Source organism: Paenibacillus alba (assembly GCF_013204855.1).
Lineage (GTDB): Bacteria > Bacillota > Bacilli > Paenibacillales > NBRC-103111 > Paenibacillus_E > Paenibacillus_E alba.
Genome location: NZ_JABMKZ010000023.1, coordinates 34,267 through 47,445, shown reverse-complemented (window position 1 = coordinate 47,445; position 13,179 = coordinate 34,267). Strand labels below are relative to the sequence as shown.

Below are 13,179 nucleotides of genomic sequence, written 5' to 3'. Positions count from 1 at the left end.
CTCCTTAGACGATGTGAATCCCGTCCAAAATTTCTTTCCACCAATGATCATTCGCTGTAAGAATGTTATCCATTGGAAGCTCAAGTGTACAAACGTTGTCATAGGTGCAGCGTGTTTCTATCATTTGCTGCACAGGACTATGCTTCACCAGAATTAAACGATAATCATGGGTCACGAGTTCGGATAGGATGGCGTGCAGTTCGTCCACTTGTTCCTTCGTGTGGTTGCCGCAGCGAATAAACAAGAGGTGATGGGCTGTGTTCATTTTTTCCAAAAAACGCTGAACCCTGCGATCATATTTTGCTTTAACTTCGGGATATCCGGTCAGCTCGTGCAGCGTATTTTTGCTTGTAAAGAAATCATGATTGGAAGAAAGCTGGTAAGCTTCGTCGAAAACCAATAGATTTTTATCATAGGCTGTACCTATTATTTGGAGATTGGCTAATTCCATAAAGCCTTGAAACCGATTCTTGAGCAAGCGATTAACATCTGATAAGTTCAGTGAAATCAACCAATCCAGTACGCCCGAGTAGGGGCGCAGCTTGTTTTTTTCCAACTGAATGGATGGGGTACAGTGGTCCCCTAAGCTGAAGATGGCGTCATAATTGCCTTTGATCTGTGCCAGTTTCATTGGTTCCCCTCCCAATTCACATGTTTATAAGATAGAACACGCTTCATTTCAAATAAATGCCCTGCAAGATTTGAGCCCATAGCGGATCATTCCCAAACAACACATCGTCATCTGGGAGCTGAATGGAGCAGACGCTCGGCAGAGGCCACTGTGTTTCAACGATGCCTGTCACTTTCGTATGCTCGACGAACAGGATTGTGAAATGATGTGTAACGAGATCGCTCAAGACAGCGTGCAGCTCTCTTACTTCATCAAGCGTTCCCCCTGTGCGGATAAATAAAAGATGGGAGCAAGTTGCTGTTTTCTCCAGAAATCGAGCAACCCGGCGGTCATATTTGGCCTTGACCTCCGGGTAAGTCGCCAGATGATCAGCTGTGTTGCGGGCTGCGAAGAAGTCGTGATTGGAAGCGATATTGTAAGCCTCGTCAACAACTAACAATATTTTCTGGCTTGCATACCCCAGCACTTTGAGGTTGGGGAGTTCCATAAAGCCCTCGAAGCGATTCCGCAATAGACGGTTGACGTCGGATAATTGATGAGATCCCATCCAGTCGAGAACACCGGAGTAGGGACGAAGTTTATGCTTCTCTAATTGGATAGAGGGACCACATAGATCTCCTAAGCTGAAGATTGCATCGTAAGTTCCCTTTATGTCCGCTAATTTCATAGAGAAAGCTCCTCTCTTAATTGAATTCCTTCCAGCAGGTTTCTCCATAATTGATCGTTGTTATGCCAGATTTCCTGATTGGGCAGTTGGACCCAGCAGACGTTCTGAATAGGGCATTCTTTTTCTACAAGGTCGGGAACGACTGCATGCTGAACAAATAAGAGGCTAAAATCATAGGCAACAAGTTCTGTTAAAATGGCTTGCAGTTCCTCGACATGTTCAAACGCATCTCCTGAACGCACAAAAAGGATTCGTCGCCGAGTGGCAAGGACGTCCAAAAAACGAGCGATTCGTCGCTCATATTTCGCTTTTACCTGCGGATAAGCTGTCAACTGCGTGAGACTGTTTTTGCGAATAGAGAAATCGTGGTTGGATATGAAGGAGTACCGGGTGTCCAGTACCAAGAGCTGCTGGCCGGCATAGCCGAGAATTTGCAGATAAGGCAGTTCCATGAATCCCTCAAAACGCTGCTGAAGCAAACGATTGACATCGGAAAGGCGGTTAGAAATCATCCAATCGAGCACACCTGAATAGGGGCGCAAGGCGTTTTTCTCCAGCTGCATCGCGGGGACGCAAAGGCCTCCCAAGCTGAAAATAGCATCATACGAGCCTTTCAAGTCTACCAATTGCATAAGTTAACCTCCCTCAGAAACTTCTTCATGGAAAAGTTGCTTCTATAGTAGATGCGCCCCAAGGAGGATTGGATTGGACAAAAGCAGGGAGGTGTTTCCCCAATTTATGAGAGAATCCAGCTGTGAGATATAGGTACTTTCTAGTGGGAATATGCCCTTCCCTTTTGGCATGAATTTCATACCTTAATAGAGTGAACATGCAGGAACCTGAACACCGATTGCACCTATTTTGGGGCGAGGTCAACAAGCGATTTGGAGAGGAAGTGACGACTATGCAAAAGTACACGCATGCAAACTCAGCAAATGAGGGGACATTTACGCCGTTTTTGATAACGGATAAGGAAGTTGTGCTTACCTCGGTCATTGCTATGCATGTTAGTCCAGGGAATCGAATCATTCTGCAGATGGAAGTGGGATGGGAGAAGCCGATGAACTGGGATATGGGGGAGATCGAAATTGTTTTGCGCAAAGATGCTCCGGACGGACCTGTCATATACTGGACATTGGAATCTTGCTTCGTAAGTGCGCATACCATCGTGGAGCAAATTGAAATCGGGGAAAATCCCGTTCACGTTTACTACTTATCTGTCCTTTCATCAGAGCATCGCGCGATTATCGTGGGTCCTTATCTTTTGAAATGCACGGTTATGGAATAAAGAAGCCAATGGGTACGAGGAAGGTGAACGAATGTCAATTTTTCGAATAGAAGCCAGTGAAAGCCATGCGATCAATTCTAAATATATTCAGTCTATTGATATTACTTTGCAAAACTTAGGCAATGAGGAATTCGATATGCTGATTCAGGGGACGAATCCTTCGGGAACGACCTTTACGTACTTATATCATTTGAATCCTGTGCACGCAGCTAATTCCGTCATTCATATCCCTGATATTTATACGAATTATGAGTCCTTTTCTTTGCTGCTTGTAACCAATATCAACACTTACGCCACGACAGCTGTCACCCTGCATATGAAAAGCAATGGACATGTGGTCGCGATATTCACACAAGATAATTTTGTCCGAATCCATTGAGAAAAGAGGAGAACAATGTGAATGTTCTTTTCGTTTATTATGTGCCAAGCGGCGGGGTGGATACCTTGAACCGTCTGAGATGCAAGGCGCTTAAACCTTATGGCATTCATGGTGATTGCCTCTACTATGGCTGGGGAGCCGGGATCCAAAATAAATCAGAGAATCCTTACTATGTAACTAGAAACGATATTGAAATTAAACAGATCATTGATAAAGGCAATTATGACGCGATTGTGGTGACGACAGATTACGTATCCTTTCCAAGATTTCGCTTGCTTGGATATACCGGCAAGCTGGTGCTGGAAGTGCAGGGATATGGTCCCAAGGATGTGGCTCGGAAAGAGCTTACATTGGCCATCCCATACGTGAATGGTAATGTCGCAGGATTGCTTAACCCGCGAACGCCGCATATCGCTGCATTATTTGAAGAATTATTTCCCGCTATTCCCCGGTTTAATTTCAATAATGCGTTTGATTCGCAATACTTTACCTATCGGGCTCTGCCTAAAGCTCAAGAACCGATAATCGGCTGGCTCGGGCGTATTCAGGACAATAAAAATTGGCGTGAGTTTTTACAAATCGGCCACACCTTAATTCATCATGGATACCCCAAATTACAGTTGTGGATGTTTGAGGATCACCACTTAGCGGTGCCGGAGGAACGGGTTCAATTTCATGAGCTCGTGGAGCAGCTACACCTGAAGGAGCATCTGACCTTGCGATCCAATGTAGAGCATGCTCAGATGCCAAGCTATTTTTCCATGATCGGGGATTCCGGAGGACTGTTGTGTTCAACTTCTAAAGTAGAAGGGGCTCCTTATGCTGTTTTGGAAGCCATGAGCTGCCGCTGCCCGGTCCTATCGACATATTCGGACGGTGTATCCAGCTCGATCTATCACAATGCCACAGGCAAATACTATCAACAAGGGCATATTGCGCAAGCGATCGTTGAGGCCAAGGAATTGATGGGGAACTTGGAATTGCGGGAATCGATACGTGCGGCAGCTCAGCTTCATGTGGAGCGCAATTTCAGCGCAGATACCTATGCCCAGCATTTCAAGGCTATGCTCGACAGCCTATAAGAAAAGCAAGAATGCTTATGAGGCAAGCTACAATGAATGTCATCGAAGGAGGAAGTATCGTGGCGAATTATCAAGTGACTCCCAGTGGTAATCCGAAGCAGGAGCCCTCAGTTGCCGTGAATTTACTGGATCTAACGACAGTCATGGCAACGGCAACAGACTTTTCCTCTGGGCCTCCATTGATTGGGATCTATCGCTCGATTAATGGCGGCGTGAATTGGGTTAATGCACTGCTGCCATTGCCTCCGGGTTATACCGGAGCTGAAGCAGGATTTGTTGCCTACGGTTTTCCGAATTTGTTCATCGTCTCAGCGCATGTGTTTCCCGGTGATTCCGATGGGACGGTTGTTGCTTATCGGTCAACGGACAACGGCGTGACCTTTTCAGATCCTATTTTTGTCAATAAGGGCTACGGCACTTTTATCAATAACGACTGGACGAAAATTATTATTGATAATGCGCAATCCAGCCCCTATTTGGGCTATGTGTATGTCACATATAACCGGCAGTACAATGTCGATCTGGGAGGCAACTCCGTAGCTGGCTTTCAACGCTCAACAGACGGCGGACTTACATGGGACCAGCCACAGTTCCTCTCGGACTTGATGGAGGATACGGAACGGGCTGATGTGGCGGTCAGTTTGAAAGGGACGGTGACCTTGGGATGGATCGATGTCAGTTCGGTAAATCCCGCTTTTTACATTCGAATTTCATTGGACGGAGGGACGACCTTCGGATCACCCATCTTTGTCTCCAATGTTGTCCTTGTTCCGAGTCCCCTTCCTGTTACCGGTTACGAGTTTCGTGTGCTTAATTTCTCCAATATGGCAGCCGATACGTCGCTGACCCCAGGGACCAGCGGAAATCTGTATGCCGTTTGGCAGGATAACAGCCAAGGGTATGCGGACATTTTCCTCTCCAGATCCCTAGACCAAGGACAAACCTGGAATGCTCCGATTTCAGTAACGAACGCTCCGGCGGGATCACAGAATTTCTTCCCGGCTATCGCCGTTTCTCCCAAAACAGGGACAGTGAAAATTTTATATTATACGAATCAACTGGATGGCTTTGATTTGGATACTTTCGTTGCTGAATCGAGTGATGGAGGCTTGACCTTCGTCAATTCCAGAGTCTCCACCGTATCTTTTAACCCGAATGGGAACAGTCCTACGCCTACACCTCTAATTGGGGATTACATTGATTTGACCATCGTACCACCCGATGACTTTCTAGGTGTTTGGACAGATACGAGGACAGGCACGCAGACCATTTTTGCAGGAAATAATAATCCCTAAGTAAATCCATTACGTGAAATAAGGAGGATGGTTATGGCTAATGTTCAGGTCTCACCCCCAGGCACGCTTGCTCAGCAACCGTATGTCGCCGTTAATTGGTTGAATCCGAATATTATTCTCGTTGGCGCTACCGATTTTACTTCGGGACCACCGCTTGTTGCGGTGTATCTCTCTACGGATTCAGGCAACACCTGGTCGCCGACCATTTTGCCGCTTCCAAGCGGTTTTCTGGGAGGGGAATCCAATGTAGTGGCTTATGGATTTTCAAGTATTTTCCTCGTGGCATCGCATGTATTTAATACCGTATCCGGCACAATCGTTGTCTATCGTTCTACAGATAATGGCATGACGTTTTCTGCTCCTATTATCGTAGCGCCCGGCTTTGGCACCTTTACGAATAATGTGCAGGTCATCGTGGAAATCGATAATGCGCAGGCCAGCTCTTTCCAAGGGAATTCCTATTTGATTTATGTTCACGGATTCAATACGGATGTCATTGGTGGATCCACGATCTTTTTTCAACGGTCACTGGATGGGGGAGTTACATGGCAGCAGTCCGTACTCGTATCTCCAGAGGCTAGCATCGTAACGCGATCCGATATTGGTATCGGGCTTTCGGGGATTGTCTATGTGGCTTATATTACACTGAGCCCAACTACGGAATTCAAAGTTAGCCGTTCTCTAGATGGGGGAGAAACCTTCTTGCCTGCGGTTTCGGTATCTCCTGTGACGCTTGTTCCCGATGTGCTGCCAGTGCCAGGCTATGGATTTCTTGTGCTGACATCTGCCAATATTGCGACAGATACGTCATCATTTCCGACAAGCGGGAATGTCTATGTAACTTGGCAGGACAACAGGCTTGGGTATGCGGCTATCTTTTTATCCACATCGTTGGATGACGGCGTGACATGGAGCGCCCCATTATTAATATCGAATAGCGGGCCAGGCTTTCAAAACTTTTTCCCATCGATCGCCGTCTCGCCAAAAACCGGTCTAATCACCGTCATTTACTATTCGAATCAGGCGGATGGTTTTGATTTAAATACTTATGTTGCCGAATCATCTAACGGAGGCAACACGTTTGTCGTTTCACAATTAAGCACAGCCCCCAGCAATCCGAATGCGGGAAGCGCTACACCGGTGACAACGATCGGCTACTATATCGACATTGCCAGCAGTCCACCAGCAGATTTTATCGGTGTTTGGACAGATACAAGTACAGGGGCACAAGCAATCTTTTCAGGAACATAGGGCATTGGGGGGTATCAGGCATTTGGAGGTTATCCTCCAATGCCTTTTTTTGTAATTGCATAGAGAAAGAATAAGTTTTCGGTTCGCGAAAACGACTTTCGTTGGCGATACGATCTGCCTCTAAACGTGGACGCTCCTTTTTGGAGAGAAAGCAAGCCTAATCCATTTTTTCTATGCGTAGGCAGGCTCAGCACGTGAAAAGCCTCCACCCCGCTCCGAGCGGGTGGAAAAGGCAGTCTCGGCGTGGGAAAAGAGCATCCCCCAGTGGAAAGTAACCTGAGCCTGCCAAAAACGCAGGCTCAGCAGGCAAAAAGCCTCCACCCCGCTCCGAGCGGGTGGAAAAGACAGTCTCGGCGTGGGAAAAGAGCATCCCCAGTGGAAAGTAACCTGAGCCTGCCAAAAACGCAGGCTCAGCAGGCAAAAAGCCTCCACCCCGCTCCGAGCGGGTGGAAAAGGCAGTCTCGGCGTGGGAAAAGAGCATCCCCCAGTGGAAAGTAACCTGAGCCTGCCAAAAACGCAGGCTCAGCAGGTAAAAACCATCCACCCCGCTCCGAGCGGGTGGAAAAGGCAGTCTCGGCGTGGGTAAAGAGCATCCCCCAGTGGAAAGTAACCTGAGCCCGCCAAAAACGCAGGCTCAGCAGGTAAAAACCATCCACCCCGCGCTGAGAGGGTGAAAAAGGCAGTCTCGGCGTGGGTAAAGAGCATCCCCAGTGGAAAGTAACCTGAGCCTGCCAAAAACGCAGGCTCAGCAGGCAATTATTTAGGTAATAACCCCCCCTAAGTCTGCATATTTGTCCAATCATTCTAGCGAGGAATGAATATATTATTGGTAGATTCATAGAAGGGAGGTGGACATAGATGGTATATACAACTGGTTTAATCAACAATACGAATGACGGCGGAACTTCTGCAGCGAATGTCATTGTCAATATTACGAATGATGATCCAACGAATACAGCGCTGGTTCTCGTGAAAATATTTTATGCGATGGGAACTGGCGTTGCGAAAACTCCCTTGCATTTCACAGGGTACTACGTGGCATCGGGTTTTGTGGATATTCACACATTTTCAATAGTGGGTATTATGGCTTATGAAGTTCAGATTGAAATTGACAGTTCGACACCGAACCTGACCATTCCAACTGTTTTTGCTACCGACACATTTGGAAATCCGATTCCTGACACAAGAGTCTTGCAACCTGAACTTGCGTTCATTTCAGCTTTAAGCTAATTAATTGAATCCAGTAAGTGAAAGTCCTTGTTGTACAAGGCTTTCACTTTTTTTGATGCTAGTTGAGAGTAGCTAATCCATCGGAGTCTGACCCATTCCAGCTGAATTCAATTGACATTGAACCCGAGAAGGAACTAGGATCCGCTAATTGACGGAGAACGGGGGAAAAGTAGCATGAGAGGGAACTGTGGTATGCTATTTCGGCGAAAACGTTGATTCTAAGCAGGAAATGCTGGAATAAGGGATCCTACTTCCCTTTCAGCTGCAAATATCCGATTCTGAGCTAAATAGAGGATCATAGTTCCTCCCACAGTGGATTTTCCCCGAATTTCCGTAGTTGATCCAATGTCTGTGAAGCTGCTGACCTCGCTGAAGGTACAAAAGCGTTGATACAAGAAGGTGGACGTGAGTCGCGGCCTTCTTTTTTTGCATTTTAGACAAGTAACTGGTTACGAACACAATCAAATGACTACGTAGAGAAATAAGCTATTAGTAATAAGGCAAGGAAGGGGTTCGAATCCATGATTGAAGTTGGAATCGTTATGCCCGTATACAAGCAAAAACGTGAATATCTAAGCGCTGCAATAAAGTCGATATTGAATCAGACATTTAAACAGTTTCGATTCATTATTGTGATCGACGGAGACATGGAGATGCTGAAGCTTTCCAAACAACTGGTCGGTGGAGACCCCCGAGTAGAGTTTGTCGTGAATGAAGTCAATCTAGGTGTGGCTAAAGCGTTAAACCGTGGTTTTGAGGTGTTATTTGCAGATCCGAGGATGAAATATGTGACTTGGGTATCCAGTGACAATATTTATTATCCGCAATTTATTTCGGTGCTGCGCCATGCGCTTGCTCGTTGTCCTGAAGAAATTGGCCTTGTCTATAGTTCATTTTGCACCATAGATGGGGAAGATCGTTCGTTGGATACGGAGCAAACATTGGCGCTGCTGAGACAGTATCAATCCCAACCCAGAGAAGCGCTTCTGGATGCTTGCATAACAGGCGTATCATTCATGTATAAATCGCAATATGCCAAGCAAATTGAAGGGTATTATCTTGAACCTGTCGAGGATTATGAATACTGGCTTCGCTTAACCGAGCTTTGCGACATCAAATATATTCCTGTGGAGCTTGTTGATTATCGCGTCAATTCCACGTTCAGCATTTCAGCTACCTTGCAAACGACCGATAACCATCGCAAATGGAGATACGCCTACCACTTGGCGCGATATGAGGCTAGAATGAGGCGGGGCATTGCACCGCTAGTGACCGTGCTATTCAGTGTGAAACAATTGGATGAACAGGGTATCGCTTGTTTGGAAAGCCTATATGAACAATCCTTTAGCAATTATGAATTGCACATTTTGGACTGTTCTTCAGATCGAGCAGCTACTTATGAGATTTCTAAAATTGCACATCCAGCAGTAACCTATAAGTTTTTTCCTCAAGTGGATGAAGAAAAGGCTATTTTCTATGCTTCACAGTTTACGAAAACACCTCTCACCTTTGTATTGGGGAAAGAGCCTTTGCCCCAACATCTCCAGATGGAAACCCTAGTCCGGGAGTTAAGCACCAAAGCGCCGGATTACATGTCCAATTATTTTACTAAAGATAATTTGATTGGATATCGCAAATATGAGAATGATGATAAATCTTATTTCAACGAGCTTTTCCGCACGGTGCATTTTTTTGCTTACCAAATTAAGAAACATCTAGTATGAAAGCGGGCCGGGCTATGAAAATTTTATTTACGTTCTATAACCCAAGCGGCGGCATGGACACCTTAAATCGAATACGCTGCGAAGCTTTGCAAAAGATCGGTATCGAATGCCATATGCTCTATAAATTTGACGGCAATGGACGGCGCAATATTAAACATATAAAAACACATATTGGCAATACGAACAAGGATATAGAAGATTTGCTCCAGCGGGAAAATTATGACGCGATCATCGTCTGCACCGATTTTGAATTGCTGCAGAAGATTCGCGCCAGCGGTTACAAGAATCCGCTCATTTATGAGATTCAGGGACTTGGCACGATGGAAACTGCTGTGGAGATTCTGAAGTATGCTGAAGCTAATGTGAATAAATATGCGTCCGCCTTGTTATATCCGCGCACTGCCCATATCATGCAGTTGCTTGAAACATTTTTCCCGGATAAAAAGCACTATTCCTTCGATGATCCCTTGAATATGGAGGATTTCGGCTATACATCGTACCCGCAGAAGAAATATAGTGTTATCGCTTGGGTAGGACGGATTGAGGCGAATAAAAACTGGCGTGATTTCATTGAGCTAGGCTATCAACTCAGCCAATCTATCCCGAATCTGTATCTGTGGATGTTTGGCGATATGGATTTGAATGAACCCGGTGAGCAGAAGAAATTTGAAGAGAAGATCGTAGAGCTGGGGATTGAAGATCGGGTGATCCGATATTCGAACGTCCCTCATGAGCAGATGGCTGACTATTTCTCGATGATTGGCGACTCGGGCGGATTTCTATGCTCAACCTCCATATTGGAAGGTTTCGGTTATGCCGTTGCGGAGGCTATGCTTTGCCGCTGTCCTGTGCTTACAACAGATTCGGACGGGGTCAGGAATTTCATTTTTCATAATGAAACGGGCTTATTCTTTCCCCATGGGGACATTGATCAAGCCGTTGTTCTGGCCAAACAACTCATGTACAATGCTGAACTTCGCAATCATATTCGAACGAATGGAGAGCGATATGTCAAAGTCCGATTCACGGTTCGCAAATATACCAAGAAGTTTATGGCGATGCTGGGAGAGCTAGGTGTGCAATAATAAGGCAATTTGAGAATTGTAAATAGATAACTTGTCCAGTCAATTCTCTGATTCTTGCATAGGATAGCGTATAAACTCAGAAAGGAGGTCTTGTAAATGGGGATTTTACTAGACGAACAAATTTCGCAAAATATTAGTACGACAGGCGGTATTTCCATTCCACTTTCTTCTACACCAGCCTTGTTTGGTACGCTTGGCTTGAACACAGCTGATGCAGGAGCTAATCTTCGCATCCAATTCTCAGCTACTGTTTCTTTAGCTTCTATTGTCTCTGTCTTGACACCTGTCACAATTACAATTTTCAGAGGAGTAGGACCTAGCGCTGTGCTTGTCTATTCCGCTACGCAGTCTGCTCCGGCAGTTGGCCTGTTGGAAGTTTTGGCTAATAGTGTCATGACGGTAACGGGAGTTGACTATATACCTCCGAATCCAGGATTCTTAGTCTATCAAGCCTTCGTCAGCATTCCTGGCGGTGTTGCCATTGCTCCTACGCGAATAGGCCCAGAAAGTTTTAACGCAGCTGCCTACTCCGACTAAGCGTTTTTAGCTGAGCAAGCTGAATAACGAGCCAAAGAACCTTACCTCGACTTGCGCCGAGTGTGAGGTTCTTTGGTTTTCTACGGTCTAGTTGTTGGTGCTCATTTGGTACGTTTCCAGCAAGCCTGAACGAATGTCATAGTGAGGCTGCCATGACAAGAGTGCGAGTGCTTTGCGATTATCCAAACAGCTGTGCTTGATATCACCATCCCTAGCTAAGGCATGCAGAATAGGCAGTTCAGAACCGTGATAGTGCAGCAGAAGTCTCGCCAACTCCTTGACGGAGGTTGGGCAGCTCGTACTCACATGCAGCGTTTCCCCGTTGCCGTGATGGATGGCCGCTAGATTCGCGCGCACCACATCTTTCACATAAACGAAGTCTCGTGTCTGCTCTCCATCGCCATGAAGCGTGAGTGCTGTCTCTTTCAGAATGCGATCCATGAAAACAGCGACCACGCCGCCCTCTCCTTTAGGGGTTTGTCTGGGGCCGTATACATTGCCAAAACGCAGGATGGTGTAGGGAAGTCCGTGGAATTGATGGAAGACGCGAATATAGGATTCGGCAGCAAACTTGGATAACCCATAGTAGGAAATTGGCGACGTTGGGTCTGTTTCGGTAAGTGTGTCTCGCTGTAAGTTGCCGTATACGGCGGAAGTGGAAGCGAAGATGAATTTGCTTACACCCGCATCGCGTGAGGCTTCAAGGAGATGAATGGTGCCGATTAGATTAATGTAGGCATCTTGGCCCGGATCCGCAATCGAACGCTGAACATCTGCTTGTGCCGCAAGATGGAAAACAACGTCAGGTTGTATCGAAACAAGAAGCGGCTTGATCTGTTCGTGACTTATATCTTCCACATGAAGAATGGCACCAGGATGAACGTTAGTTGGTTTGCCTGAAGCCAGATTATCAATAACATGGACTTCGTAATGCTGAGCAAGTAGTTCATCGACAAGGTGTGAGCCAATAAAGCCCGCACCACCGGTTACAACAGCTTTCATCTAGAATTCCTCTTTTCTTGGTAGTATGCACTATCTTACGTGAGGAAATAGAAGGATGTACAAGGCAAATGCCTGTTTGTCTCTTGTAAAAAAAGCGAGAGAATAGGCTGTACAAATGCCTGTTTTCCTATATTACGGCTTCTGCCCTGTCCCCTTTCTTTTCCGATCATAGAATATATAAAGCAGGTATTCCGCCATGGACAGGAGTTGAGAGCGAATTGAGTAACCAACGTATTCAGCGGAAGCACAAGCAGCTAGTAGCGCGCATCAGCTTGCATCAGCCTAAGGTATCCGTCATCATTCCTGTTTACAACGAAGCCCGCACATTGGCTAAAGTGATTAGGGAAGCCTTCCGTGTACATCCCCATACCGAAGTGATTGTGGTAGATAATGGATCGACAGATGGAAGTAAACGTGTAGCGGCGCGGTCAGGGGCTAGGGTTATCTCGTTTAATCAACCGCTAGGACATGATGTAGGAAGAAGTCTTGGAGCGAAAGAAGCGAGAGGAGATATTCTATTGTTCCTTGATGCCGATTTCGTTATTGCTGCGAAAGAAGTGATTCCACTAGTCAGAGCCGTACAGCGGGGAGTGGATGTCGCATTGAATAAATACAACGGAAGCACAGCCACTGCCGGCGTTCACCGCGTTGTGCTGGCCAAACATGCGCTGAACGCGATATTAGACCGCACCGATTTACTAGGAGCTTCCATGACGACAATTCCGCATGCGATCAGTCGTAAAGCACTCCAGACGATAGGAGCGGATAATTTAGCCGTTCCTCCACTAGCCCAAGCGATCGCTGCCCATCGCGGCCTTCATATAAAGGCAACCCAGCTGATTCAAGTTGGCCTTCGAAATCGGATCCGCCGAAGACCGAAAGCTGCCGATCCCGTCGGTGACTTAATCATAGGCGATCATTTGGAAGCGATTGGCTGGTTAGTTGGGGTGTCCGGTGAACGGGCGAGCTTGAATGACTCCGTGCGTGTTAGAGAAATGATGAGGTGAA

At 46.4% G+C, this 13,179-nt stretch carries 14 protein-coding genes; 10 read left to right on the top strand and 4 right to left on the bottom strand.

Annotated features, from left to right (window positions below; genetic code table 11):
• Positions 1-4: 4 nt before the first annotated feature.
• From HQN90_RS24475 to HQN90_RS24465, 3 genes are read right to left on the bottom strand one after another with little or no spacing between them, the layout of a single operon-like run.
• Positions 5-631: a DUF1796 family putative cysteine peptidase gene (locus HQN90_RS24475; RefSeq protein WP_173223575.1), complete on the bottom strand. Its 627-nt coding sequence runs from the start codon at positions 629-631 to the stop codon at positions 5-7.
• A 43-nt stretch (positions 632-674) separates the two neighbouring features.
• The gene (locus HQN90_RS24470; protein WP_173223573.1) at positions 675-1,298 is read right to left on the bottom strand and encodes a DUF1796 family putative cysteine peptidase; all 624 of its coding nucleotides are present in this window, start codon (positions 1,296-1,298) and stop codon (positions 675-677) included.
• Positions 1,295-1,930, bottom strand: coding sequence for a DUF1796 family putative cysteine peptidase (locus tag HQN90_RS24465; RefSeq protein ID WP_173223571.1), 636 nt, complete (start codon positions 1,928-1,930; stop codon positions 1,295-1,297). Before HQN90_RS24465 ends, HQN90_RS24470 begins: the two co-directional genes overlap by 4 nt.
• 272 nt (positions 1,931-2,202) lie before the next feature.
• Between HQN90_RS24465 and HQN90_RS24460 the strand changes: the two genes are divergently transcribed.
• From HQN90_RS24460 to HQN90_RS24420, 9 genes are all read left to right on the top strand, one after another.
• Positions 2,203-2,586 carry a hypothetical protein gene (locus HQN90_RS24460; RefSeq protein ID WP_173223569.1) on the top strand — a complete coding sequence of 128 codons (384 nt, stop codon included), beginning with the start codon at positions 2,203-2,205 and terminating at the stop codon, positions 2,584-2,586.
• Positions 2,587-2,617: 31 nt separating this feature from the next.
• The gene (locus HQN90_RS24455) at positions 2,618-2,965 is read left to right on the top strand and encodes a hypothetical protein (RefSeq protein ID WP_173223567.1); all 348 of its coding nucleotides are present in this window, start codon (positions 2,618-2,620) and stop codon (positions 2,963-2,965) included.
• Between the two features lie 17 nt (positions 2,966-2,982).
• Complete coding sequence (locus HQN90_RS24450; protein WP_173223565.1) at positions 2,983-4,047, top strand: glycosyltransferase; 1,065 nt, start codon at positions 2,983-2,985, stop codon at positions 4,045-4,047.
• 32 nt (positions 4,048-4,079) lie between these two features.
• The gene (locus HQN90_RS24445) at positions 4,080-5,342 is read left to right on the top strand and encodes a sialidase family protein (RefSeq protein ID WP_216855445.1); all 1,263 of its coding nucleotides are present in this window, start codon (positions 4,080-4,082) and stop codon (positions 5,340-5,342) included.
• Between the two features lie 33 nt (positions 5,343-5,375).
• Positions 5,376-6,593 carry a sialidase family protein gene (locus tag HQN90_RS24440; protein ID WP_173223563.1) on the top strand — a complete coding sequence of 406 codons (1,218 nt, stop codon included), beginning with the start codon at positions 5,376-5,378 and terminating at the stop codon, positions 6,591-6,593.
• An 858-nt stretch (positions 6,594-7,451) separates the two neighbouring features.
• Positions 7,452-7,823, top strand: coding sequence for a hypothetical protein (locus HQN90_RS24435; RefSeq protein ID WP_173223561.1), 372 nt, complete (start codon positions 7,452-7,454; stop codon positions 7,821-7,823).
• Between the two features lie 521 nt (positions 7,824-8,344).
• The gene (locus tag HQN90_RS24430; RefSeq protein WP_173223559.1) at positions 8,345-9,547 is read left to right on the top strand and encodes a glycosyltransferase family 2 protein; all 1,203 of its coding nucleotides are present in this window, start codon (positions 8,345-8,347) and stop codon (positions 9,545-9,547) included.
• Between the two features lie 14 nt (positions 9,548-9,561).
• Positions 9,562-10,632 carry a glycosyltransferase family 4 protein gene (locus HQN90_RS24425; protein WP_173223557.1) on the top strand — a complete coding sequence of 357 codons (1,071 nt, stop codon included), beginning with the start codon at positions 9,562-9,564 and terminating at the stop codon, positions 10,630-10,632.
• Between the two features lie 96 nt (positions 10,633-10,728).
• Positions 10,729-11,169, top strand: coding sequence for a hypothetical protein (locus HQN90_RS24420; RefSeq protein ID WP_173223555.1), 441 nt, complete (start codon positions 10,729-10,731; stop codon positions 11,167-11,169).
• Positions 11,170-11,256: 87 nt separating this feature from the next.
• Here the strand turns inward: HQN90_RS24420 and HQN90_RS24415 are convergent, their stop codons facing one another.
• On the bottom strand, positions 11,257-12,171 hold the full coding sequence (locus tag HQN90_RS24415; protein WP_173223553.1) for an NAD-dependent epimerase/dehydratase family protein: 915 nt from the start codon (positions 12,169-12,171) through the stop codon (positions 11,257-11,259).
• Between the two features lie 218 nt (positions 12,172-12,389).
• Between HQN90_RS24415 and HQN90_RS24410 the strand changes: the two genes are divergently transcribed.
• Complete coding sequence (locus HQN90_RS24410) at positions 12,390-13,178, top strand: glycosyltransferase family 2 protein (protein ID WP_216855444.1); 789 nt, start codon at positions 12,390-12,392, stop codon at positions 13,176-13,178.
• Position 13,179 lies beyond the last annotated feature (1 nt).

Bases quoted from the DNA above. Each gene is read 5' to 3' on its own strand.
- HQN90_RS24475 (WP_173223575.1), bottom strand. From the start codon at position 631: ATGAAACTGGCACAGATCAAAGGCAATTATGACGCCATCTTCAGCTTA.
- HQN90_RS24470 (WP_173223573.1), bottom strand. From the start codon at position 1,298: ATGAAATTAGCGGACATAAAGGGAACTTACGATGCAATCTTCAGCTTA.
- HQN90_RS24465 (WP_173223571.1), bottom strand. From the start codon at position 1,930: ATGCAATTGGTAGACTTGAAAGGCTCGTATGATGCTATTTTCAGCTTG.
- HQN90_RS24460 (WP_173223569.1), top strand. From the start codon at position 2,203: ATGCAAAAGTACACGCATGCAAACTCAGCAAATGAGGGGACATTTACG.
- HQN90_RS24455 (WP_173223567.1), top strand. From the start codon at position 2,618: ATGTCAATTTTTCGAATAGAAGCCAGTGAAAGCCATGCGATCAATTCT.
- HQN90_RS24445 (WP_216855445.1), top strand. From the start codon at position 4,080: ATGAATGTCATCGAAGGAGGAAGTATCGTGGCGAATTATCAAGTGACT.
- HQN90_RS24440 (WP_173223563.1), top strand. From the start codon at position 5,376: ATGGCTAATGTTCAGGTCTCACCCCCAGGCACGCTTGCTCAGCAACCG.
- HQN90_RS24435 (WP_173223561.1), top strand. From the start codon at position 7,452: ATGGTATATACAACTGGTTTAATCAACAATACGAATGACGGCGGAACT.
- HQN90_RS24430 (WP_173223559.1), top strand. From the start codon at position 8,345: ATGATTGAAGTTGGAATCGTTATGCCCGTATACAAGCAAAAACGTGAA.
- HQN90_RS24425 (WP_173223557.1), top strand. From the start codon at position 9,562: ATGAAAATTTTATTTACGTTCTATAACCCAAGCGGCGGCATGGACACC.
- HQN90_RS24420 (WP_173223555.1), top strand. From the start codon at position 10,729: ATGGGGATTTTACTAGACGAACAAATTTCGCAAAATATTAGTACGACA.
- HQN90_RS24415 (WP_173223553.1), bottom strand. From the start codon at position 12,171: ATGAAAGCTGTTGTAACCGGTGGTGCGGGCTTTATTGGCTCACACCTT.